General features: G+C 70.4%; 24 protein-coding genes. 13 read left to right on the plus strand and 11 right to left on the minus strand.

All coding sequences use genetic code 11. From position 1 onward, the window contains the following. Positions 1 to 79: 79 nt before the first annotated feature. Entirely contained in the window at positions 80 to 937 is an 858-nt protein-coding gene (locus tag IW256_RS34395; protein ID WP_197014902.1) for a LysR family transcriptional regulator, read from the minus strand. A gap of 128 nt (positions 938 to 1,065) precedes the next feature. Between IW256_RS34395 and IW256_RS34400 the strand changes: the two genes are divergently transcribed. After that, positions 1,066 to 2,292, plus strand: a complete 1,227-nt coding sequence (locus tag IW256_RS34400; protein ID WP_197014903.1) for an MFS transporter — start codon at positions 1,066 to 1,068, stop codon at positions 2,290 to 2,292. A gap of 75 nt (positions 2,293 to 2,367) precedes the next feature. Here the strand turns inward: IW256_RS34400 and IW256_RS34405 are convergent, their stop codons facing one another. Continuing rightward, positions 2,368 to 2,853 (minus strand): HPP family protein, encoded by a 486-nt coding sequence (locus tag IW256_RS34405; RefSeq protein ID WP_197014904.1) that lies wholly within the window; start codon positions 2,851 to 2,853, stop codon positions 2,368 to 2,370. A 15-nt stretch (positions 2,854 to 2,868) separates the two neighbouring features. Further along, positions 2,869 to 3,738 carry an alpha/beta fold hydrolase gene (locus IW256_RS34410; protein WP_197014905.1) on the minus strand — a complete coding sequence of 290 codons (870 nt, stop codon included), beginning with the start codon at positions 3,736 to 3,738 and terminating at the stop codon, positions 2,869 to 2,871. 92 nt (positions 3,739 to 3,830) lie between these two features. Between IW256_RS34410 and IW256_RS34415 the strand changes: the two genes are divergently transcribed. Next, entirely contained in the window at positions 3,831 to 4,385 is a 555-nt protein-coding gene (locus IW256_RS34415) for a TetR/AcrR family transcriptional regulator (RefSeq protein ID WP_197014906.1), read from the plus strand. 44 nt (positions 4,386 to 4,429) lie between these two features. On the opposite strand, the gene IW256_RS34420 is transcribed toward IW256_RS34415, so the two are convergent. Continuing rightward, complete coding sequence (locus IW256_RS34420) at positions 4,430 to 5,116, minus strand: FadR/GntR family transcriptional regulator (RefSeq protein ID WP_197014907.1); 687 nt, start codon at positions 5,114 to 5,116, stop codon at positions 4,430 to 4,432. Between the two features lie 22 nt (positions 5,117 to 5,138). Between IW256_RS34420 and IW256_RS34425 the strand changes: the two genes are divergently transcribed. Both IW256_RS34425 and IW256_RS34430 read left to right on the plus strand, forming a co-directional pair. Then, positions 5,139 to 6,350, plus strand: coding sequence for an MFS transporter (locus tag IW256_RS34425; RefSeq protein ID WP_197014908.1), 1,212 nt, complete (start codon positions 5,139 to 5,141; stop codon positions 6,348 to 6,350). 125 nt (positions 6,351 to 6,475) lie between these two features. After that, on the plus strand, positions 6,476 to 6,847 hold the full coding sequence (locus tag IW256_RS34430) for a hypothetical protein (RefSeq protein WP_197014909.1): 372 nt from the start codon (positions 6,476 to 6,478) through the stop codon (positions 6,845 to 6,847). A 123-nt stretch (positions 6,848 to 6,970) separates the two neighbouring features. On the opposite strand, the gene IW256_RS34435 is transcribed toward IW256_RS34430, so the two are convergent. After that, positions 6,971 to 7,654 (minus strand): permease prefix domain 1-containing protein, encoded by a 684-nt coding sequence (locus IW256_RS34435; protein ID WP_197014910.1) that lies wholly within the window; start codon positions 7,652 to 7,654, stop codon positions 6,971 to 6,973. Further along, positions 7,651 to 7,992 carry a PadR family transcriptional regulator gene (locus tag IW256_RS34440; protein WP_197014911.1) on the minus strand — a complete coding sequence of 114 codons (342 nt, stop codon included), beginning with the start codon at positions 7,990 to 7,992 and terminating at the stop codon, positions 7,651 to 7,653. Before IW256_RS34440 ends, IW256_RS34435 begins: the two co-directional genes overlap by 4 nt. 86 nt (positions 7,993 to 8,078) lie before the next feature. On the opposite strand from IW256_RS34440, the gene IW256_RS34445 reads away from it, so the two are divergent. From IW256_RS34445 to IW256_RS34460, 4 genes are all read left to right on the plus strand, one after another. Then, complete coding sequence (locus tag IW256_RS34445; RefSeq protein WP_197014912.1) at positions 8,079 to 8,543, plus strand: hypothetical protein; 465 nt, start codon at positions 8,079 to 8,081, stop codon at positions 8,541 to 8,543. A 5-nt stretch (positions 8,544 to 8,548) separates the two neighbouring features. Next, entirely contained in the window at positions 8,549 to 8,815 is a 267-nt protein-coding gene (locus IW256_RS34450; protein WP_197014913.1) for a DUF3817 domain-containing protein, read from the plus strand. Positions 8,816 to 9,041: 226 nt separating this feature from the next. Continuing rightward, on the plus strand, positions 9,042 to 9,584 hold the full coding sequence (locus IW256_RS34455; RefSeq protein ID WP_197014914.1) for a DinB family protein: 543 nt from the start codon (positions 9,042 to 9,044) through the stop codon (positions 9,582 to 9,584). A gap of 104 nt (positions 9,585 to 9,688) precedes the next feature. Next, positions 9,689 to 10,195: a DinB family protein gene (locus IW256_RS34460; protein ID WP_231404050.1), complete on the plus strand. Its 507-nt coding sequence runs from the start codon at positions 9,689 to 9,691 to the stop codon at positions 10,193 to 10,195. Positions 10,196 to 10,366: 171 nt separating this feature from the next. Here IW256_RS34460 and IW256_RS34465 read toward each other — a convergent pair whose 3' ends face one another. Both IW256_RS34465 and IW256_RS34470 read right to left on the minus strand, forming a co-directional pair. Next, positions 10,367 to 10,924: a dihydrofolate reductase family protein gene (locus IW256_RS34465; RefSeq protein ID WP_197014915.1), complete on the minus strand. Its 558-nt coding sequence runs from the start codon at positions 10,922 to 10,924 to the stop codon at positions 10,367 to 10,369. Between the two features lie 116 nt (positions 10,925 to 11,040). Beyond that, positions 11,041 to 11,877, minus strand: coding sequence for an SDR family NAD(P)-dependent oxidoreductase (locus tag IW256_RS34470; RefSeq protein WP_307829287.1), 837 nt, complete (start codon positions 11,875 to 11,877; stop codon positions 11,041 to 11,043). 76 nt (positions 11,878 to 11,953) lie between these two features. Here IW256_RS34470 and IW256_RS34475 point away from each other — a divergent pair, with 76 nt between their 5' ends. Continuing rightward, a complete protein-coding gene (locus IW256_RS34475) occupies positions 11,954 to 12,361 on the plus strand; it encodes a winged helix-turn-helix transcriptional regulator (protein WP_197014916.1) in 408 nt (135 codons plus the stop codon). Positions 12,362 to 12,685: 324 nt separating this feature from the next. Here IW256_RS34475 and IW256_RS34480 read toward each other — a convergent pair whose 3' ends face one another. Continuing rightward, positions 12,686 to 13,441, minus strand: coding sequence for a DUF6928 family protein (locus IW256_RS34480; RefSeq protein WP_197014917.1), 756 nt, complete (start codon positions 13,439 to 13,441; stop codon positions 12,686 to 12,688). 762 nt (positions 13,442 to 14,203) lie between these two features. Between IW256_RS34480 and IW256_RS34485 the strand changes: the two genes are divergently transcribed. Further along, the gene (locus IW256_RS34485) at positions 14,204 to 14,572 is read left to right on the plus strand and encodes a nuclear transport factor 2 family protein (RefSeq protein ID WP_197014918.1); all 369 of its coding nucleotides are present in this window, start codon (positions 14,204 to 14,206) and stop codon (positions 14,570 to 14,572) included. Between the two features lie 134 nt (positions 14,573 to 14,706). Here the strand turns inward: IW256_RS34485 and IW256_RS34490 are convergent, their stop codons facing one another. Beyond that, positions 14,707 to 15,207: a protein-tyrosine phosphatase family protein gene (locus tag IW256_RS34490; protein ID WP_197014919.1), complete on the minus strand. Its 501-nt coding sequence runs from the start codon at positions 15,205 to 15,207 to the stop codon at positions 14,707 to 14,709. Positions 15,208 to 15,449: 242 nt separating this feature from the next. Between IW256_RS34490 and IW256_RS34495 the strand changes: the two genes are divergently transcribed. Further along, entirely contained in the window at positions 15,450 to 15,800 is a 351-nt protein-coding gene (locus IW256_RS34495; RefSeq protein WP_197014920.1) for a hypothetical protein, read from the plus strand. Positions 15,801 to 16,109: 309 nt separating this feature from the next. Here the strand turns inward: IW256_RS34495 and IW256_RS34500 are convergent, their stop codons facing one another. After that, complete coding sequence (locus IW256_RS34500; protein ID WP_197014921.1) at positions 16,110 to 16,898, minus strand: hypothetical protein; 789 nt, start codon at positions 16,896 to 16,898, stop codon at positions 16,110 to 16,112. Positions 16,899 to 17,318: 420 nt separating this feature from the next. Between IW256_RS34500 and IW256_RS34505 the strand changes: the two genes are divergently transcribed. Both IW256_RS34505 and IW256_RS34510 read left to right on the plus strand, forming a co-directional pair. Continuing rightward, on the plus strand, positions 17,319 to 17,819 hold the full coding sequence (locus tag IW256_RS34505; protein WP_197014922.1) for a DUF4184 family protein: 501 nt from the start codon (positions 17,319 to 17,321) through the stop codon (positions 17,817 to 17,819). Between the two features lie 667 nt (positions 17,820 to 18,486). Continuing rightward, on the plus strand, positions 18,487 to 20,769 hold the full coding sequence (locus IW256_RS34510; RefSeq protein ID WP_197014923.1) for a DUF8189 domain-containing protein: 2,283 nt from the start codon (positions 18,487 to 18,489) through the stop codon (positions 20,767 to 20,769). The last annotated feature ends 30 nt before the right edge of the window (positions 20,770 to 20,799 follow it).

Consider the following 20,799-nt stretch of genomic DNA (forward strand, 5'->3'; position numbering starts at 1 on the left):
CTGCCCGGATGCCGGAGGCAGGCCGGGAGGCCGGCGACCTGGGCATGGGCATGATCGCGGCGGCCCGCGCGCGGGCCGGTCAGGCGATGTGCCGCAGCAGCGCGGCGACGGCCGGGGACGCCTCGCCGCGCGGCCGCACCACCATGACCTTCCAGCTCGGCGCGTGCCGGTCGAACCGCCGCACGCTCAGGTCGGGGAACCGGGCGGCGATCGACTCCGGCATGACGCAGACGCCCAGGTCGTTGCGGACGAGCTCGGACGCGGCGACGATGTCGTTGACCTCGAAGACCGGCTCGCGTTCGACGGCGGCGGCGCGGAACGACCGGTCCACGGCCTGGCGGATCGCCCAGCCGGGCGCGAACTCCACCAGCGGCAGCCGGGCCACGTCGGCGAGCGTCACCGTCCCGTCCGGCAGGGCCCGGCCCGGCGCGCAGACCAGCACCATCTCCTCGCGTGACAGCGGCCGGGCCACCAGCCCGCGCCGTTCCGGGCCTTCGAGGGCGACCACGGCCAGGTCGACCGTCCCGTCCCGCAGCTCCTGGCGGATGTCGACCATCGCCGCCTGCCGCAGCCGGACCACCAGGCCCGGATGCTCGGCGCGCAGCGCCGCCAGGGGGCGGTGCAGGCCGGCCCACACGCCCTGCATGATGCCGACCGTGACCCGGCCCCGCAGCCGCCCCTGAGCGCTGTCGACCACCGCCCGCGCGTCCTCGGCCGCCCGCAGCGCCGCGCGCGCCGCCGGTACGAAGGCCGCGCCGGCCGGGGTCAGCGACACCCGGTGCGTGGTGCGCTCGAAGAGCCGGGTCCCCAGCTCCCGTTCCAGCGAGCGCACCGTGCTCGACACCGCGGACTGGACCACGTTCAGCCGCCGCGCCGCGGCCGTGAACCCGCCCGCCTCGGCCACCGCGACGGCGACCTCCATCTGCCGCAACTCCATGCCCGCCCCGCAGCCCATCTCCAGCCGAGATAACAGTCTTCGTTCATCATCGCAGCCGATGCGGAAGGTTCCGGGGCCGGGGACGTGTTGTCACGCCCGAGAACGAAGCACCGGAGAAGAGGTCGGAGATGACCCTGGCCACCGTGAGGACGGCCCTGCCCGCCCGAGCACGGACCCGTACGCCCTTCCACCACCACGTGGGCTTCTGGCTGATCGCCACGGTCTTCACCCTGACGATGGCGTTCTCCACGCTGCCCACCCCGCTCTACCCGCTCTACCAGCGCGCGGACGGCTTCGGGCCGTTCGTCGTCACGGTCGTCTTCGTCACCTACGCGATCGGCGTCGTCGCCGCGCTCTTCCTGGCGGGTCACCTGTCGGACTGGTTCGGCCGCAGGACGGTGCTGGTGCCCGCCCTGGTGCTGAGCATCGGCTCGGCGCTGGTCTTCTCCCAGTGGGCCGCGCTCCCGGCGCTGCTCGCCGCCCGGCTGCTGTCGGGGCTGAGCGTGGGGCTGCTCACCGCGACCGCGACCGCCCACCTGGACGAACTCGGCCGCCGCGCCCGTCCCGGCTCCTCCGGCGCCCGCGCCGCCGCCGTGGCGACCGGGGCCAACCTCGGCGGCCTCGGCCTCGGGACCCTGGTCTCCGGCGTGTTCGCCGAGCACACCGGGGCGCCGCTGCACACCCCGTACCTGGTCTTCCTGGGCCTGCTCGCGCTGGGCGCCCTCGCGGTGTTCCTGGCCCCCGAGACCGTGACCCGCCCCGAGATCCGGCCGCGCTACCGCCCCCAGCGGGTCAGCGTCCCGGACGAGGCCCGTCCCGCCTTCTTCACGGCGGCCGTCGCGGCCGCGACCGCCTTCTCGGTCTTCGGGCTGTTCACCTCGCTGACCCCGGTCGTCCTGCGGGGCCTGCACGTGACGTCCCCCGCCGTCGCGGGCGCCGCCACGTTCGTGGTCTTCGGCTCGGCGGCCCTGGCGCAGATCCTGCTCTCCCGGCTGAGCGCCCGTACCCAGCTGCTGGCGGGGCTGCCGCTGCTCGCCGCCGGCATGTCCCTGCTGGCCGTCGCGGTCTGGACGTCCGGCCTCCCGCTGTTCCTCATCGGCGGTGCCGTCTCCGGCGTGGCCGCCGGCCTCACGTTCAAGGGCAGCGTCACGACGGTGGTGGCGCTGGCCGTCCCCGAACGGCGCGGAGAGACCCTCACCGGGCTCTTCCTCGCCGCCTACCTGGGACTGTCCCTGCCCGTCCTGGCCCTGGGACTGGCGGTGCAGACGGTCCCGCCGCGCGACGCCGTGCTGGGGTTCGCCGGGGTGCTCCTCGTCATGACCGCGTTCCTGGCCCGCCGCTTCGCCCGCCGCTGATCCCCGTCACTCCCGCCGTCCCCGGGCCTTTCCGCGGCGCCACCTTCCGGTGGCGCCGCGGACGGGCGTTCCGGCTCATTCCCGGTCGGCCGGTACGGACCGGCGCCATCGCAGGGGACGGGCCGGATACCGGTAGCCGGGCACGAGACGTCCGGCGGCCAGGGCGACCAGGGTCACCGCCAGGACGGCGGGCAGGACGGCGGTCACCAGGTAGGCGGGGCCCGGCGCCTCCCGCCCGATCAGGGCGGCCGCCGCGACCGCGGGCGCGTGCGGGGCCTTGAGCAGCAGCATCACCGGGATGGACGCCCCGGCCGCCAGCAGGGCGGTGTGGTCCGCCGGCCCCGCCGCCGCGGTGACCCCGACCGCGACGAGCCCGGACGCCCCGTAGCCGATCACGATGGCGGCCGGCTGCGCCAGCGGCGCGACCGGGGCCATGGCGACCACGGCGGCGGAGGCGACGAACGGCAGGGCGAAGACGTCCAGGCCGCTCAACCGCTGGACGATCACCAGCAGCAGCGCGGCGGCCAGTGCCACGCCGCCCGCGGTGACGGCCGCCGTCATGCGCGTTCTCAAGGGCTACGGCACCCGCTTCAGGAAGTCGCGGACGAGCGCCGCGATCTCCGCGCCGTGCGTCTCCAGGGCGAAGTGGCCGGTGTCGAGCAGGTGGAGCTCGGCCTCGGGGAGGTCCCGCAGGTAGGCCCTGGCGCCCTCGGGGCCGAAGATCTCGTCGTTCGCGCCCCAGGTGATGAGCGTCGGCGGGCGGTGCTCGCGGAGGTACCGCTGGAACTCCGGGTAGCGCGCCAGGTTGAACTGGTAGTCCCAGAACAGCTGGAGCTGGATCTCCTTGTTGCCCGGCCGGTCCAGCCCGGCCTGGTCGAGCAGCCAGGAGTCGGGCGCGACGCGGTCCAGGCGGTCGGCCGGGACGCCGTGGACGTACTGCCACCGCGTGGCCTCGACCTCCAGCAGCCCGCGCACGGCGGGCTCGTTGGCGGCGCGGTCCTTGGCATGGGCGAACAGCACGTCCCAGAACGGGGTGAAGCCCTCCTCGTAGGCGTTGCCGCTCTGCGTGATCAGGGCGGTCACCCGCTCCGGGTGGCGGGCGGCGATCCGCAGCCCGATCGGCGCCCCGTAGTCGTGGACGTACAGGGCGAACGAGTCCAGGCCCAGATGGTCGAGCAGGCCCAGCGTGATCTCGGTGAGCCGGTCGAACCCGTACGCGAACGCGGTGACCGGCGGCGCCGCGGACCGGCCGAAGCCGATGTGGTCCGGGGCCACCAGGTGATGGGCGTCCGCCAGCTCGGCCATGAGCCCGCGGAACATGGCCGAGCTGGTGGGGAACCCGTGGAGCAGCACCAGCGTGGGCCGGGACGGGTCGCCGGCCTCCCGGTAGAAGACCTCCAGGCCGTCGATGACCGCGGTCCTGTGCCTGATGTCGAAAACGGACATGCTTCCCCCTCATCACGAGGAGAACGATCGTTCTCCTCCGGAACGTCGCCTACACTAGAGAACGATCGTTCTCGGCGCAAGGGGAGGGAACCATGGACGCCACGACGGCCGAGGGCCGGCTCCTGGACACGGCGGGCCGGCTCTTCTACGCCAAGGGCGTGCAGGCCGTGGGCATGGACGAGGTCCGGGCCGGCTCAGGCGTGTCGCTCAAGCGGCTCTACCAGCTGTTCCCCTCCAAGGGGCATCTCGTGGAAGAGACCCTGCGCCGCCGCGACGCCGCCATCCGCGAGAGCGTGAGCGCCTTCGTCCGTGAGCGAGAGGACCCCCGCGAGCGGGTCCTGGCCGTCTTCGACTGGCTGCACGAGTGGTTCGGCGAGCCGGACTTCCGCGGGTGCGCCTTCATCAACGCCTATGGCGAGCTCGGCAGCACCGCGGAGGGCGTCGCCCGGATCGTCCGCGGCCACAAGGAGTCCTTCCACGCCTTCATCGCCGAGCTCGTGGCGGGCGCGGGAGGGTCCGAGAGCCTCGCCGGGCAGCTGGCGATCCTCGCCGAGGGGGCGATCACCACCGCCGCGATCTCGGGCTCGCCGGCCCCGGCCCGGCAGGCCCGCGAGGCCGCGCGGCTCCTCCTCGACGCGACCCGCTGAACGGACCCGGGCCCGCCCGGCTCCCATCGGCGGGCCCGCCCGCCTCAGGCTCCCGGCGGCCGGACGAAGCGGCACGTACCCGTGTGGGACGCCGCCTCACCGGCCGCCCGCTCCGCGTCCCGGACGCGGATCGCGCCGAGCAGCCGGGCGTGGTCCATGTACTCCGCGGCGGCCAGGTCCGGGCTGAAGTGGTCGTGCAGCGAGGCCCTGATCACCTGCCCGAGGTCCGCGTACAGCCCGGCCAGGACCTCGTTGTGAGACGCGGCCACCACCGCCAGGTGGAAGGTGGCGTCGGCGTCCACGAAGGCGTCGCGGTCACCGGAGGCCCAGGCGGCCTCGCGCCGTTCCAGCAGGGACTCCAGGCGCCGCAGGTCCTCCTCCGTGCGCCGCCCGGCGGCCAGTCCCGCCGCGGTGACCTCCAGGGCGCCGCGCACCTCGGTGACGTCCCGCGGCTCCGCCCCGGCGAAGCGCCGCCGCATCACGCCGGCCAGCTCGCTGGTCGCCACCACGTAGGTGCCCGATCCCTGGCGGATGTCCAGCAGCCCGTTGTGGGCGAGCGCCCGGACGGCCTCCCGCACGGTGTTGCGGGCGACCCCGAGCCGCTCGACGAGCTCCGCCTCGGTCGGGATGCGCGACCCCACCGGCCAGGCGCCCGAGGTGATCTGCCGCCGCAGGCGCGCGATCACCTCGTCGGCCAGCACGGACCGCCGGGGAACCGGCTGAAGATTCATCCCATGATTCTATGATCGGCCCATGTTGCAGAAAAGGGCGGAATGTCCAGATGGCCCCTCGCCGGTCGCGGCGCCCGCCGTACGCGCCCTGGCGATCGCCGCCCTGCTGCTGGCCGCGCTCAACCTCCGGCCCGCCGTCACCAGCCTCGGGCCCGTACTGCAGGAGACCCGCGCCGGCCTCGGCATGAGCGCCACCGTCGCCGGGCTCCTGACCTCCGTACCGGCGGTGTGCTTCGCCCTGGTCGGCCTCACCGCGGCCCGCCTCGCCCGCCGGTACGGACCGGACGCCGTCATCGCGGCGGGCACGGCGCTGATCGCCCTCGGCCTCGCCCTCCGGGCCCTCGCCCCGGGCACCGCCCTGTTCGTCCTGCTCAGCACCCTGGCCCTCGCCGGGATCGCGGTCGCCAACGTCCTGCTGCCGGTGGTGGTGAAGCAGCGCTTCCCCGGCCGGGTCGGCACGATGACCGGCCTGTACTCCATGGCACTCAACATCGGCGCCTCGTCCGCCGCCGCCGCGACGGTGCCGCTGGCCCAGACGTTCGGCGGCGAGTGGCGGGCCGGGCTGGGCGCCTGGGCGGTACTCGCCGCCGCCGCCCTGCCCGCCTGGCTCGCACTCGCCCGCGCGGGCTCCGCCGCCAGCCCGCCGGGCGGCGCCCCGCCGGCCGTACGCGTCGCCCGCGACCCCACCGCCTGGGCCCTCGCCGCCTACTTCGGCCTCCAGGCCGGCGCCGCGTACGTCATCATCGGCTGGCTGCCGCAGCTGTTCCGCGACGCCGGGCTGCCCGCCGGGACCGCCGGGCTGCTGTTCGCCGTCACCTCGCTGCTGGGGATCCCGCTCTCGTTCGCGCTGTCCGCGGTCGCCGGGCGGCTGCCGAGCCAGAGCGGGATCGCGGTCGCGCTCGGCCTGGCCGGCCTCGCCGGCTACGCCGGCCTGTGGGCCGCGCCGGCCGCCGCGCCCTGGCTGTGGGCCGTGCTGCTCGGCGTCGCCAACTGCTCGTTCCCGCTGGCCCTGACGATGATCGGGATGCGGGCCCGGAACGGCGCGACCGTGACCGGCCTGTCCGCCTTCACGCAGAGCACCGGGTACCTCCTGGCGATCCCCGCCCCGATCCTGGTCGGGACGCTGTACGAGCGCAGCGGCGGCTGGCGCGCCCCGCTGGCGCTCCTGGCGGCGCTCATGCTCGTCCAGCTCGCCGCCGGCGCCCTCGCGGGCCGCGACCGCCGCGTCGGCTGACCTCGGGCGGCCGTCGACGCGCCTTGTCGCCCCTTCGCCATCGACTTACGCTCGCTCGTATGCCGACCGCCAGAACTCCGTACGGCCGCGCGCGGTCCGGAGACGACGGACAAGGAGCACACCGTATGACGCGCAGGTTATGCATGCTGACGATCGCGCTGGTCACGGCGTCGATCCCGATGATCCCGGCCGCGGCCTCGGCCCGTACCCCCGCCACGGCTCCCGCGGTCGTCTGCCTGCCCGAGGCGCCGGTATGCGCGGGCATCGCGGGCAGCCCGGGGAATTACCACTACCAGTTCCGCTTCCAGCCGCCACCGACCGGGCTCAGCCTCTCGTTCACCGTCAACGGCGCCATCGTCCCGGGAAGCGTCACCTACGAGAGCGGGCCCACCTACCTCCGTGGCACGTGGCGCCCCTTCACCCCCCTCGTCAGCAAGGACGAGGTCTGCATGACGGTCTCCGGCACTCCCGAGCCGTACTGCGACACCGTTCCCTGATCCGAACCCCGCGGCCCCACCGCTCCCGCTCCCGTCCGGCCGCACCCGTCCCGCCTCACCGGCCACGGGCCCGGAACCGTACGCGGTTCCGGGCCCTCTCACGGTGCCGGGGGCCGCGGCGCGTCAGCCGTACGAACGGGCCGGCGCGGGGCCGCTGACCGGAAGGCGGGCGCACTGGCGGCAGGCACGGGCCGAGGCCGCGACCCTGGCGTGCGAGACGATGGTGAGCGCGCCGATGAGAGCGCCCAGCGCCCAGTTCGACGCCAGCAGCGCCGCGACGGTGAGCGTGAGCGCGCCGATCCCGAGGGCCACGCCGGCGGTGGTGCCGGTCCAGGCGACCACGTGCGGCAGCCGGCGCGGGGTCGGCATCCGGCGGCCGAGGGTGCCGGTGGCGGCCAGCGACGCCGCCGCGAGCAGTGCGGCGATGGCCGCGACACCGCCGACATGGGCGGCCAGGAGCTGAGCGGCGGGAGGGAGGCGCTGGCCGGCGGCCCCCAGCACCTGCCAGCAGACGATCAGGAACGGGACGCCGACCGCGACGGTGCGCGCGGTGCGCCGGGCCTGGGCGATGGTGAGCTCCCGCTGGAAGCTCGGTGCGATCTCCTCGACGGTGCCGAACTCGCGCACCGCCCGGGACGCGGCCCGGTCCTCGGGCACCCCCTCGTCGACCAGGGCCGCCGCCGTGTCGGTGAGGCCGTCGCGCAGGTCCTCCAGCAGCCGCGCCTTCAGCCGTTCAGGACCGCCGAGGGCCGCCGCCAGGGCCGCGACGTGGCCGTCGATGAGATCCGCGCGGCCGGGCGCCGTCATGTGGCCCGTCCGGAAAGGGGACCGGGGTTCAGGACCGACCCGATCGCGGTGATGAACTCGTCCCACTCGGTCCGTTCCCTGGCCAGGGACCGCCGCCCGGCGTCGGTGAGCTCGTAGCGGCGGCGGCGCCGTTCGCCGACCGACTCCCAGTCGCCGCGCAGCAGCCCGAGCCGCTCCAGCCGGTTGAGCGCCGGGTAGATCGTGCCCTTGCGCAGCTCCAGCGCCCCTCCGCTGCGCTCCTGGACCGCGGTGATGATCGCGTAGCCGTGCAGCGGGCCCGACTCCAGGACGGCCAGCAGCAGCGCGTCCAGGTGCCCCCGTACCGCGTCCCCTCTCATGGGTAGGCAGCCTACCTAAACGGCGGAACGGCGTGCTATGTATTGGTAGCCAATCCATTGGCAGCCTACCCACGAAGGGACGCACCGTGACCAAGGTCCTGCTGTCGTTGCACGTCCTCGCGGCGATCCTGGCGATCGGCCCGATCACCGTCGCCGCCTCGCTGTTCCCCCGCTTCGCCAAGGAGGCGGCGGCCGAGGGCGACCGGCCCGGGAACGCCGCCGGCATCGCCGCGTTCCTGCACCGGACCTGCCGCGGCTACGCGGTCGTGGGCGGCGCCGTCCCTGCCTTCGGCTTCGCCACGGGTGCCGCGCTCGGCGTCCTGACCGACGTCTGGCTGATCACCTCGATCGTCCTCACGGCCGTCGCCGCCGCCCTGCTCGTGGGGGCCATCCTGCCCGGCCAGCGGCGCCTGCTGACCGGCCCGGGGACCGGCGGGACGGCCGGTCCGGCGGCGGCCCGGCTGGCCATGCTCACCGGGACGTTCAACGTGCTCTGGGCGGTCGTCGTCGTCCTGATGATCGTCCGGCCCGGCTCGACCACGGGAGCGTGAACGGCATGCGCACGCTGCGGATCGCAGCCGCCGTGGAGGCCGTCTCCCTGGCGATCCTGCTGGTCAACCTGGCCACCGTCCACGCGGAGGTGATCACCTCGCTCGGCGGCCCGGTCCACGGCACGTCCTACCTCGCCGTCATCGCCGCCGCCTGGCTGGCCCCGGCCGCCCCCGCCGCCCGATGGCGCGCCCTCGTCCCCGGAGTCGGCGGCCTGCTCGTCCTGCGAAAGACCCGGCCGAGCCCGCCCGACCCGCCACCTGGGACGGAGTGACCCGATCCGGCCTTCCGGTTTCCTCGGACGGGTCCGGCCGACGCTAGGACAATTCATGCATGAGCGATCTCTTCCGGCGTGCGGGTGACCGGCCGCCGCGCCTGCCGCGTCGCCGGATCGAAGCAGGCGCGGCACCCCAGCGCCCCGGCACCGGGCTTCGACGAGCACCACGACCGCGGGGCCACCATCCGGCACCGACCCCCATTTCCGCAGAGAGGACTGGCCGTTGCCCCGCCTCAGGGATTCGATAGCGCGGACCTTCGACGAGGTCTGGCAGCGCACCCGCAGCCGCCTTGACGGCCTCACCGACGACGAGTACCTGTGGGAACCCGCTCCGGACGGGTGGACGCTCCGTCCCGACTCCGGCGGACGGTGGCAGATCGACGGCGAGGGCGGCGGAGGTCCCGCGCCCGACCCCGTCCCGATCCCCACCATCGCCTGGCGGATCGGCCACGTCGGGCTGATGTTCACCGACTTCGGCACGCGCCTGTTCCACGGGCGCAACATCACCCTGGACGACGTGGAGTTCTCCGGTACGGCGGCGGGCGGGCTGGAGTTCCTGGAGACCGCCTACCGCGTCCACTGGCGCGAACCGCTCGGCGCGATCACCGGCGAACGCTGGTGGGATCCGTCCGGCCCGGCCTTCTTCGGCTACGCCGGCCACCCCGTCCTCGACACCGTGCTGCACGTGCTGGACGAGTTCACCCACCACGCCGCCGAACTCGGCGTCCTGCGCGACCTGTACCCGCACCGGCCGCCCACCGGCTGAGCCCGGCCACCGGAACCACGTGGATCGGCGCTTGGAGACCCGTCCGCCCGCTGACCTGCGTCCCGCGTCGCCACCGGAGGGCGGGGCGGCCTATCGTTGTGACCATGACCTTCCCCCCGTCGATGGAACCCGCCGTCTGGAACGCAGCGCTCCGCGAGCAGTTCGAGGTGTTCCTCGACGAGCACCGCTCCGTCATGTACGACTGCCTGGCCGGGCTGACCGAGGAGCAGGCGCGCCTTTCGCCGGTCACGTCCAAGACCACCCTCCTGGGGCTGGTCAAGCACGCCACGTTCGTCGAGAGGGTCTGGTTCGACGAGGCGGTCACGTGCCGGTCCCGCAGGGAGATCGGCATCCCCGACACGCCGGACGAGTCGTTCGATCTCCACGAGGGCGACACGATCGAGTCCGTCCGGCGGGCCCATCGAGAGGCGTGCGCGGCGTCCCGCCAGGCCACGGCGGAGCTGGCGTTGGACGACCTCGTGCTGGGCAACCGCCGGGGCCCGCTGCCGCTGCGCTGGGTCTACCTCCACATGCTGCGCGAACTGGCCCAGCACTGCGGCCATGCGGACATCCTCCGCGAACAGATCCTCGTCGGCACCACCCGCAGCTAGGGCGTGTCTCGAAGTAGCCTCAGCCACAGCGCGAGCGCGTTGGCTGCCAGGTGGGGCGATGCCGGAGGCGAGCCTCACCTGGCAGATCGCGAAGCGATGCCGCGCTCGCACAGGCCCGGTCAGGCGCGAGCCGCCAGGCGAGCGCCGTGGGCCGGGACTTTGAAACAGAGCCTAGCCGGCGTACGGTGGCTCGCCGGACGGGCGGTACTCCAAGACCACGATGCGTCCGTCGATCACCGACTGCCCCACCAGGTCGAGGGCCACATCGGGCAACCGGGCGAACGCCGGCTCCTGCCCGGTCGCTCCGATGATCAGCGGGAAGACCATCAGCCTGAGGCGGTCGACGAGTCCCGCGTGGAGCAGCTGACGTACCACCGAGAGACTGCCGATGGTGCGCAGGGCGGAGTCCTCGGCCTTCAGCCTGCGCACGGTGCCGACGAGGTCGTCGCTGATCGTCGTGTACGGCCAGGAAGCGTCCTGGAGGGTCCGGGAGAAGACCGTGGTGGGCGTTGCCGCCATGCCGTGCCAGCCCTCGTCGCGAAGTTCTTCCGGCAGCCCCGCCAGGGCCGCGTACGTTTTCCGGCCCATGATGTGCCGTTGCGGTCGCTCGCTCTGAGCCTGAACCCAGCGGTCGAGGCCGGGCCCGCCGAATCCGAAGTAACCCGGAGAGCGTTCACCCCTGGCATGTCCATCGACGCTGACGAACAGATCGGCGATGAGCTCGGACATGGAAACCCCTTCCCCAAAACGCGGAACCGTCAAGGATCTGACTCGCGCGGCAGACCGGAATCATCGCTCACACCGGCCAGACGAACACCGACGCAGCCGACCTGCGCTGACACGATCTAGTAGCCCCGGCTGCGCAACAGGTCCTGTGTGTAGGCGGCGAGACGAGCGGCATCGTCGGGATTAAGAGTTTTCAGGGAAAGGTCGACGGGCTTGCCTCGATCGGTCGCGGAAAGCGCGCCTCCGGGTGGTCGGTCGATCCATTCGACGATCGGCCGGACCGCGTCGGCGACGGGACGGGCGAAGAACCTCGCGAGCAGCTTGATCGTGTTCCGGACGAGCGGGCTCGGGTGTGCGTCGGCTCCGCTGCGGGTGAATCCCGGGTGGTAGAGAACGTAACGGACCTTGCTCTCCGCCTGGCCGGCGAACGCGACACCGAGCAGGTCGTTCGCCCGGCCGGCCTGGAGTTGGGCGCGGACCTGACCGTACCGGCGCGTCATCTGCGGATCGTCCCAGAAGATCTGTCCCGAGGTGGTGCCGACCCCGGCCACATTGATGATCACAGGATCGGGGGCGGCGTCGAGCAGTGGGCGTAGCCGGTGGCCGAGCAGGTAGCGGCTCAGGTAGTAGAGGGCGAACGTGAACTCCAGCCCGTCCGGGGTCTCCTGGCGTTGGGGACTGACCCGGTTGGCGAACAACGCCAGCGCGTCGACGGCCTGATGCCGCTCGGAGATGTCGGTGACGACCCGTTCGACCTCGGCGATCGAGGACAGGTCCGCGCGCAGGAACCGCAGGTTCGGATCGGCGGCGCGGTCGATCAGGGCACGCCCCCTCGCCTCGTTGCTGCCGATCACGGTGACATGGTCGCCCCTGGCCAGCCGCTCCAGGGCGACCGCGCGGCCCATGCCGCTGGTCCCGCCGCTGATGATGACGGTCTTGGACGGTTGGTCCGGCACGTTATGACTCCTTAGTGTCGTGAGCGGCACGCCTGATTCTGGGGCGCCCTGTCGGAGGACGAAAGAAGGCATTTTCATGTCCGGTACGCACACCGGTGTTCCTTCGGTGCTGGCTCACGACCTGCCTCGCCCGGTGCCTCGCGAGGAGCTGGCCGCGTGCCCCGTAGGGGACGTGTTCCGGCGGCTGGGCGACAAGTGGAGCATGCTGCTGGTGATCCTGCTCGGAGGCCGCCCGCACCGCTACAACGAGCTGCACCGGACCATCGACGGCATCAGCCAGCGCATGCTCACCCGGACCCTGCGAGGTCTGGAGGCGGACGGGCTGGTGCGACGCGAGGTGCACCCGACGGTGCCGCCCAGCGTCGAGTACAGCCTGACCCCACTTGGCCGCACGCTGCTCGAACCGCTGTCGGCCCTGGCCGACTGGGCCGTGAACCACGAGGCGGAGATCAACGAGGCCCGCTCCAGGCACACGGGCGCCTGACCACGCTGGTACGAGCCCGGACGGTCAGGGGGCGACCGGGCCGGGCGACGGAGGTCTTCGGTACTGCGTTGGCCTTCCGCGTCAGCCGTCAAGCAACAGTGCGCCTGGGGAGGCGGCGGACGAACTCGGTGTGATCCCGTGCGTGGTCGACGCGAAGGGCCTCGACAGTAGAAAGGGAGATGTCCCGGCTGTCGTGGAACCGGCCGGAGCCCAGTCCCGTCCGGGCAGCGTAGGCGTGGCCCGCCGCATCCTGTCGATGTGCGGGCAGGGCCGCCCCGCTGACCTCTCGCTCATGGACAGTGGCAAACACCCTGCCGGTGGAAATCAGGGACCGTCGATCTCGAGCAGCGACCCACCGGGACCGAAAGTGAAGCGTCGTGGCGGCCCCAGGGCTCTGGCGGCCTCCTTGATGGCGGCGTCATGCTCGGCCACCTCGTCCGGATCATCCGGGTCGGTGAGTTGAAACCCGAGGAGCCCGACATCGTACGGATCGACGTCGTCCGGCTCGGGCATGCCCTCCAGGACGAAGCCGAACAGCGCGCGCAACGCGTCCTCACCAAGCTCCAGGGGGTGGAACGGCAGCGCGTAAGGCTCGTCCGACCAGGCGGGATCGTGCGGGACCGGATGCTCCCCGGCCCAGTAGGCCGCCTCGAAAGGAAACGGGTCGCCGATGTTCTCCATGACCCCGCTCCCAGGGGACAGGCTGAGCGAACGGATCAGCTGCCCGTTCTCCCATACGGCGAAGGCCAGCCAGTCGACGACGCTGTGCATCGCATGCAGGACCAGCCTGCGTCCGGCGCTCGCCTCGACCAGATGGGCCGGGAGCCGCGACGGGTGGTCGAGCATCACCCGCTGATCGCAGATGATGTCGATTCCCGGAAAGCCGGTGGCATAGGTCGTCCCGTAGCTCGGGTAACAACCGCCGCCAAGAGATGACGGTTCGTCCTCTCGGATCGCCCAGCCGGGATAAAGCCGCTCGATCAGGGCCGCCGTCTGTTCCGGGTCCGGCGCGGGCGCCCCACGAAGGGCCTCGTTGATATCGCCGTCGGCATATACCAGCAGCCCGGTTTTGGCTCCCACGCCTCACTCCTTAGCACCAAGTCCGTGACGGCGGGAGCGTACCGGCCCGTTGAGACAGTCTGAGAAGCGGTCATCGGGCGCATCCGACTTCGAGCAATACCGTTGACGTCCAGAACCGTCCACCCGTCTCCTGATCTGGCACTCGACCTGGCCGATGTCCGGTCCGCCCACGGCGATCCAGGGCGTTGGCGAGATCATGCCTGCTCGACGTTGGCTGCGCCGTCCTCCCGGCGCAGATCCCACTCTCTGACCGAGAGCACGCTGTCCAGCAAGCTGCGAACCGGCAGTCCTTCGTCGCGTGACGTCACTCTCTCAAGCGGGTCGAAATCAGCCGGTAGCACGTCCAGGAAGCCACCCCATGTCGCCCGGTCCGCTCCCACGCCGTGGAGGCAAGTGACCCTGGCCTTCGCCACGGAACGGTCGATGGGCCGGACCCGCTCTATCGGCTGCGGAGCCAGCCCGGTCCATCCCGATCAACCCGCCGACCCGCCCTCCACATCTCCCCTGAGTGCCCCTGGACCCGGCGTCCGCCGCCGTAAGCCCACGCGAGCCGCTTTGAGGGGGCGTTCTGATTAGCGCTCCTCCGGCCCGCGGAGGGCCGGGGGCGCGAGACCCCGCTTCGAACTGGCTGAACCGGCTGTCATTCAGATTGCTTGTCGGCGTGATGTCGAGGACGCTCTGGCCGCTCCGACCTACCCACGTTGGAGCCGCCGGTCAGCACGGCGGCGCCCCAAGGACAGCACCCGTTTCGAAGGAGCAGGCATGTCACGGAACATCGACACCGTCAACACCTACCTGGACGGCTTTCGCAAGAACGATCACGACCAGATCCTGTCCTGCCTGACGGATGACATCGAGTGGACCGTCTTCGGCGCTTTCCACCTGACCGGCAAGGACGCCTACGACAAGGCCATCGACGGCCCGCCCGAACTCATCGACCCTCCCCACCTGGAGGTCGTGCGCATGGTCGAGCAGGGCGATGTGGTCATGGCGGAACTCTTGGGGACGGTGCAGCGAGTCGCGGGCGGCGAGATCCGCATGTCCATGGCGGAGGTGTTCGTCATGCGCGACGGCAAGATCGCTGAGCGGCGTGCCTGGGTCATCGAACTGAAGGAGAACGACTACCGCTGACAGGAGTACGACCACGGGCGGCCCGGCCGAGGGCGACACCTCCGGGCCGCCCGGAAGGGGCGTGCCGCCCGGCGCGGCGCCGCTGTGCGTGGTAGATGAGCAGGGTTTGCGGATCGGCCGCCAGCGTGGTCGGCTCAGCTTTCGAGGCCGGTCAGCAGGCGTGCGACATCAAGTCCGGTGTTCAGGTAGTCGACGAAGAGGGAGTTGTTCAACGCCCACTTCGATCGACGGTAGCGGACCAAGAAGATCGCGTCCTTGGTGCTGTAGCCCAGATGTACGAGGGCTTGGGCGATGACCAGGCCAGACCGGTTGTAGCCGGAGTGGCAGCGAACCAGCACCCGGCGGCCACTCCTGATCGATTCCACGACCGACTCGGCCGTTTGGCAAACGGCCTCGATCTGCGCTGCGGTCAGTGGCCCATCGGGTATCTCCACACACTGGTGCTCTACGTCGCCGCTCGGACCGTGCCCTTCACGCAGGTACAAGCTGACCACCAGATCGAAGCCACCGCCTGCAACGGCCGGTACCCGCGTCCCCTCTGGATTTCGGTAGTAGTGGCCGCCCATCCACAGCAGCGGGATGATTTCATCCCAAGGCGACCCGGCGTCAGGTGCTTTCCGGCCCTCTGTACGCATGGCCTCGCTCTCGGCAATGCCGCCCGACGCGGCAGGCCGGGGAAGGTCAACAGGTCACGAACTCAACGTACAGCCAGAAGTGCATCATGTGCGGTGGCTGCCCGCACCCGCGTCAGCGGGGCGCCCCGGCCTCTCTGGTCCTCACCGGACCGGAACCCGCGCCCAGGCCGCCGCCGCCCCTGGATCCCAACGAGGTGAATTCGGCAACGCCTCGGCAGTGCACTCCGGGCAGAATCGGGTCCATGACGAACGTGGCCGACAGGCAGATACCCAACTACCTCGACTATGTCGGACCAGGGTGGCGCGGCATCCTGATGCGAACCCACGCCGAACTCATCGCCGTGCTGCCGAATTACCAGGTGGCTCAGGTCAAGGAGAAGTACGGCATGCTGGACGTCAACTTGGGCGCGTACCTCGACCCCGTCACCGGCGAACTCGGAGTCACCCGCGAAGTCGGCACTCGGATCAGTGCGATCCTGCAGGCCGCCCGGGACGAGTCCCGTCGCACCTGCGAGGTCTGCGGCGAGCCGGGCCGCGAGACCGGCCGGGCGTGGATCAAAACGCTCTGCGCCGACCACGCCCGGCCAGACTAGATCGGCCTACGGCTCGATCAGGGCCTTCACCCGTCCGTCACGGCAGCCGCTCGACGGCTCAGCACCATCGGCATTTAGCAGACCGGCCGTGGTCTTCTGCTGGTGTCGGCCGTGCCGGCGACCGCCCCGCCGTCGTGCCTGGGCTTCGATTCATCGTTGTGGGCGGAAGCGGGGCAACGGAGTGAACCCGCTTCGCACGGTGCTCAGCCGCCCGCGGTGACCCTCTCGGACTAGAGCCAGTGGGGGCTGCTCTTCAGCAGTGGCAACCGCACTGTCGCCGTGCCATCCGCTGAGGCTGGGGCGGGTTGGTCAAAACGGTGGTTCGTCGTTCACCGGAGGTCCGTGGAGTGCCGCCCTCATCTGCTTCTCTTCCCATTCTTTCTCGCGCTGCTCGTACTCGACGAGTTCGGCGTGGGCGGCCAGGGCCGTGGTGTCCTCGCCCCAAGCCTGCAGTCCGACGATCGCGGCCAAGCGGTGACTCTGCTCGGAACTGGCGGCGAGTTCGCGGCGCAGTACAGGGATCAGCTCAGCCCGGTGTCGGACCAGTTCGGGAGCGTCCAGCAGGGGAATCGCGGCGGCGAGGGCGGCTTCGCGAACGGCGAGATCAGGATCGGCAAAGCAGGCGGAGACCCCCTGGAAGAGGGCGGGGCGCAACGCCCGGACCTCCCGGCCCTCGGGCGTGGAGGTCCACGAGAAGCCCCACTCCTTCCAGTACTCCTCCCTAGCGTCACTGACCGTGTAAGCCACCGCCGCCAGCCAGTCCAGCAACTTGGCGCGCAACGGCCGACGGCCGGCCTCCCACGCGGGGACCAGTGCCTCCCGACTGCCGTCGTCGGCGAGGAGCGCAGCAAGGTAGAGAGCCGCCGTACCCGTCGCACCATAGAGAGTGCCCTGATGCAGCAGACCATCGTCGAGATGGTCCAGAGCTCGGGTCACCGCGTCCCGGTCACCCGAGGTGAAGGCCGCCAACGCCACCGGCGTGGACAACACGGGCCCGGACGGGTGATCCTCGCCCCTCTCGGGAAACGCGGCCTCCAGGGTGCTCCAGTCGGTCTCCGAGAGCAGCACACGCGGATCCGGCAGTTCCTCGATCTCCACCCGGCGATTTTACACTCGTCCCACGGTTGGCCGGCATTACACGCATGGCCCAAGCCCTGGCTCGCGATACGAGCCCCCGGCAATCCTGGTCCATCACGACCTGACCTGGCCCGTGGCATGTGCCGCTGGAAGACCACGTAAGGTCGCTTGACTTGCGTCATTACCGCACCCACTCGGAGGCCAAGCGGGCCCGGAGCGCAGGGCCGGCCATGGTCACAGCACCGGGAGTCACACGGCAACATTGGCCTCGGGCCGCAGTCCACCAGTACGCAAGCGGATTGGCAGCCCTCCGCTGAACTGCACTGAACTTCGTCTTCTAAATCCAGGCCAGAGAATTCGGCCCGCATTCGGCGCAGCGCCGGGAAGTCGCGCGGAAGCGATCGATCCGCTCCCGGACGGGGATGATGAACAATGGGCCCGGTGCCGCTGACGTTCCCCTCACATGCCGCCGCGGTGATGCCCTTGAAGTTCTGGCGGCCCCGCTGGTTCGACGGGGTCGCGCTCGTCGTTGGTTCGACCGCCCCGGATCTGCCCTTCGCGGTCGGGGCACCACTGCCCACCTACGGCCATACGTGGGCAGGGCTCCTGCTGTGGGGCGTTCCGTTGAGCATCGTGGCGGCTCTGTTGATCCGGAGGCCGGCGCCCGTCGCCGCCGCCCACCTTCCAGGGTGGTGGCGGGACTACGGCGTCCTTGGCCAAGTGCGTCACCGCTGGTACAACACCGTGCTTTCAGCCTGGTCGGGTACGGTCACTCACCGGCTGTGGGACGAGGTCACGCACGACCAGCCGGCCGGCACATCACTGGGCTTCGCCACACTCGATAGACCGCTCAGTCCGCCCCAACCACCCGCTGACCTGCCCGCCACACCTCCCGCGAGTGACCGCGATTGCTCCCTGATCGCCGTCCCTCATGCACGCTGATTGCACGCTACTCGCCACTGACCTGCACGCCCTACACGTATGGCGGTTGGCCGCCGTGTCCCAGCACGGGCGCTCCCCGCACTGGAGCGCTCATTCGCGCGAACGGCGAGACGGTGCGACAGGAGAACTCGCGCTGGTGTGCGCTCCTCTCCGCGCGAACGCGAGCCCTCGCTTTGTTCACGCTCCACCATCCTCGTGGATTCAGGGTCTTCCACCAGGGGCGCGAACTTCGACCCGTACTCGGCACAGCCGTTGACCACTCCTTACATGACCGGCGACAGCAGAGCTGAGAAGTCAGGGCAGGGCGGCTGGAACTGTCTGGATCACTTCCGCAACCGTCGCGCTCATCGTCAGCAATGTTCAGGCCCACAGGTCTCCTGACCGGCACGACGACCCCCGGACCGTCCAGACCGGTCCAAGGCCATCCGACGCCGTTGTTGACACGGCTGCTCAGCACGCACCCGCCCCGAGGGTGCGTCCACGCGAACGCCGGGCCGTTGTGACAGACAGCTTCGCGCCGGCGTGCCCATCGGCCCGCGGGCCGAGGGCTGCGAGGCCCACGCTCCGGGCTCGTCCGACTCTCCTGACCGGCCAAGGCGTCACCTCTTTCGCCCCGGACCATCGGAACTCCTGAACCGGCCTGCCTCCCCCATGTCGCACCGACTCGATGACGTTTCCGACGGTGCACCTGCCCCCGCACCCGCCGGATCGGGCCGTGGGCTGGCAGAGAACCCGTCCCGCCATGCCGGCACTTGAATGGTGGTTCCGCTGGTCAGTGACCGTTGTTGATGGCTGCTGCTGTATCCGCTGCCGTCAGGAGATCGTCTTCCGCAAGGTGCAGCGGAATGCCTCTACCGAAGATGAGGTGTTTGAGATGATCTCACTTGTCGTTTCAGAGATAGGTGTTTCTCGGGGGAGGTGTCTCTGGATGAAGCCGCTACGACCGGGTGATCCGGGCATGGTGGGCCCATACCGGCTGGAGGGGAGGCTTGGCGGAGGCGGGATGGGGCTGGTGTTCCTGGGCCGATCTCAAGGTGGGCGGCCGGTCGCGGTCAAGGTGGTGCGCCCGGAGCTGGCCGAGGACGCCGGGTTCCGGCGCCGGTTCACCAAGGAGGTGGAGGCGGCCCGGCGAGTCGGCGGCTTCTACACGGCCCAAGTGGTCGACGCCGACACCACGGCGCACACCCCGTGGTTGGCCACGGCGTTCATCTCTGGCCTGTCGCTTGAACAAGCCGTCCGCGAACACGGGCCGTTGTCCGACGATGCGCTCAGCGCTCTGGGAGCGGGACTGGCGGAGGGACTGGCTGCGATCCACCACGCGGGTCTTGTGCATCGTGACCTCAAGCCCGGCAACATCATCCTCGCGGCCGACGGGCCCCGCGTCATCGACTTCGGCATCGCCCGTGCGCTGGATGATGCCCATACCTCGACCACCGCGCTCGGGACTCCCGGGTACATGTCTCCCGAACAGGCGATCGGACTAGAGGTCGGCCCGCCCAGCGACGTGTTCGCCCTGGGAGCGGTACTCACGTTCGCCGCAACCGAACACGGCCCGTTCGGCACAGGGCCGGCCGGAACGATCGTCTACCGGATCGTCCATGAAGCCCCCGACCTGACCCGGCTCCCTCCCCACCTTGCCGGTCTGGTCAGTGACTGCCTGGCCAAAGACCCGAGGCAACGGCCCGGCCTCACCGAGATTCTGGACCATTTCGCGGATTCTCCCAAAGCGACGATGTTCATGCCGAGTGACCTCCTGTCGGAGGCGGGTGATCCGGCTGCGCATAGTTCGGCTGATGGGCGGATTGAGGTTTTCGTTCGTGGTGTGGATGGTCATCTGTGGCATGTGTGGCAGGTGGCGCGGAATGGTAGGTGGTCTAACTGGGATGATATGAGCGGCTATCGGTTGCTTCCGAATGATGGGCCGCTGGTGGTGGCGGGTGATCCGGCTGCGCATGATTCGGCTGATGGGCGGATTGAGGTTTTCGTTCGTGGTGTGGATGGTCATCTGTGGCATATATGGCAGGTGGCGCGGAATGGTAGGTGGTCTAACTGGGATGATATGAGCGGCTATCGGTTGCTTCCGAATGATGGGCCGCTGGTGGTGGCGGGTGATCCGGCTGCGCATGATTCGGCTGATGGGCGGATTGAGGTTTTCGTTCGTGGTGTGGATGGTCACCTGTGGCATGTGTGGCAGGTCGCGCGGAACGGATACTGGTCCAACTGGCATAACCTCAGTAGACACCGTCTCAAAGCCAACGGTGGTCTGTTGGAGGTGGCGGGTGATCCGGCTGCGCATAGTTCGGCTGATGGGCGGATTGAGGTTTTTGTTCGTGGTGCGGATGGTCACTTGTGGCATATATGGCAGGTGGCGCGGGATGGTGATTGGTCGGTCTGGGAGGATCTGAGTGGTCATCGTCCGCTTCCGAATGGTGGTCTGTTGGAGGTGGCGGGTGATCCGGCTGCGCATAGTTCGGCTGATGGGCGGATTGAGGTTTTTGTTCGTGGTGCGGATGGTCACTTGTGGCATATATGGCAGGTGGCGCGGGATGGTGATTGGTCGGTCTGGGAGGATCTGAGTGGTCATCGTCCGCTTCCGAATGGTGGTCTGTTGGAGGTGGCGGGTGATCCGGCTGCGCATAGTTCGGCTGATGGGCGGATTGAGGTTTTCGTTCGTGGTGCGGATGGTCACTTGTGGCATATATGGCAGGTGGCTCGGGATGGTGATTGGTCGGTCTGGGAGGATCTGAGTGGTCATCGTCCGCTTCCGAATGGTGGTCTGTTGGAGGTGGCGGGTGATCCGGCTGCGCATAGTTCGGCTGATGGGCGGATTGAGGTTTTCGTTCGTGGTGCGGATGGTCACTTGTGGCACATATGGCAGGTGGCTCGGGACGGCGACTGGTCTGACTGGAAAGATCTCGGAGAACTCCACCCGCTTCCGAACGGTGACTGATATGCACGAGTGCTTTGCAAGCCTCGTGTC

This window comes from Actinomadura viridis, from assembly GCF_015751755.1.
GTDB lineage: Bacteria > Actinomycetota > Actinomycetes > Streptosporangiales > Streptosporangiaceae > Spirillospora > Spirillospora viridis.

Excerpts from the sequence above, each read along its gene's own strand:
- IW256_RS34395 (WP_197014902.1), bottom strand. The coding sequence starts at position 937 with ATGGAGTTGCGGCAGATGGAGGTCGCCGTCGCGGTGGCCGAGGCGGGC.
- IW256_RS34400 (WP_197014903.1), top strand. The coding sequence starts at position 1,066 with ATGACCCTGGCCACCGTGAGGACGGCCCTGCCCGCCCGAGCACGGACC.
- IW256_RS34405 (WP_197014904.1), bottom strand. The coding sequence starts at position 2,853 with ATGACGGCGGCCGTCACCGCGGGCGGCGTGGCACTGGCCGCCGCGCTG.
- IW256_RS34410 (WP_197014905.1), bottom strand. The coding sequence starts at position 3,738 with ATGTCCGTTTTCGACATCAGGCACAGGACCGCGGTCATCGACGGCCTG.
- IW256_RS34415 (WP_197014906.1), top strand. The coding sequence starts at position 3,831 with ATGGACGCCACGACGGCCGAGGGCCGGCTCCTGGACACGGCGGGCCGG.
- IW256_RS34420 (WP_197014907.1), bottom strand. The coding sequence starts at position 5,116 with ATGAATCTTCAGCCGGTTCCCCGGCGGTCCGTGCTGGCCGACGAGGTG.
- IW256_RS34425 (WP_197014908.1), top strand. The coding sequence starts at position 5,139 with ATGTTGCAGAAAAGGGCGGAATGTCCAGATGGCCCCTCGCCGGTCGCG.
- IW256_RS34430 (WP_197014909.1), top strand. The coding sequence starts at position 6,476 with ATGACGCGCAGGTTATGCATGCTGACGATCGCGCTGGTCACGGCGTCG.
- IW256_RS34435 (WP_197014910.1), bottom strand. The coding sequence starts at position 7,654 with ATGACGGCGCCCGGCCGCGCGGATCTCATCGACGGCCACGTCGCGGCC.
- IW256_RS34440 (WP_197014911.1), bottom strand. The coding sequence starts at position 7,992 with ATGAGAGGGGACGCGGTACGGGGGCACCTGGACGCGCTGCTGCTGGCC.
- IW256_RS34450 (WP_197014913.1), top strand. The coding sequence starts at position 8,549 with ATGCGCACGCTGCGGATCGCAGCCGCCGTGGAGGCCGTCTCCCTGGCG.
- IW256_RS34460 (WP_231404050.1), top strand. The coding sequence starts at position 9,689 with ATGACCTTCCCCCCGTCGATGGAACCCGCCGTCTGGAACGCAGCGCTC.
- IW256_RS34465 (WP_197014915.1), bottom strand. The coding sequence starts at position 10,924 with ATGTCCGAGCTCATCGCCGATCTGTTCGTCAGCGTCGATGGACATGCC.
- IW256_RS34475 (WP_197014916.1), top strand. The coding sequence starts at position 11,954 with ATGTCCGGTACGCACACCGGTGTTCCTTCGGTGCTGGCTCACGACCTG.
- IW256_RS34485 (WP_197014918.1), top strand. The coding sequence starts at position 14,204 with ATGTCACGGAACATCGACACCGTCAACACCTACCTGGACGGCTTTCGC.
- IW256_RS34490 (WP_197014919.1), bottom strand. The coding sequence starts at position 15,207 with ATGCGTACAGAGGGCCGGAAAGCACCTGACGCCGGGTCGCCTTGGGAT.
- IW256_RS34495 (WP_197014920.1), top strand. The coding sequence starts at position 15,450 with ATGACGAACGTGGCCGACAGGCAGATACCCAACTACCTCGACTATGTC.
- IW256_RS34510 (WP_197014923.1), top strand. The coding sequence starts at position 18,487 with ATGACGTTTCCGACGGTGCACCTGCCCCCGCACCCGCCGGATCGGGCC.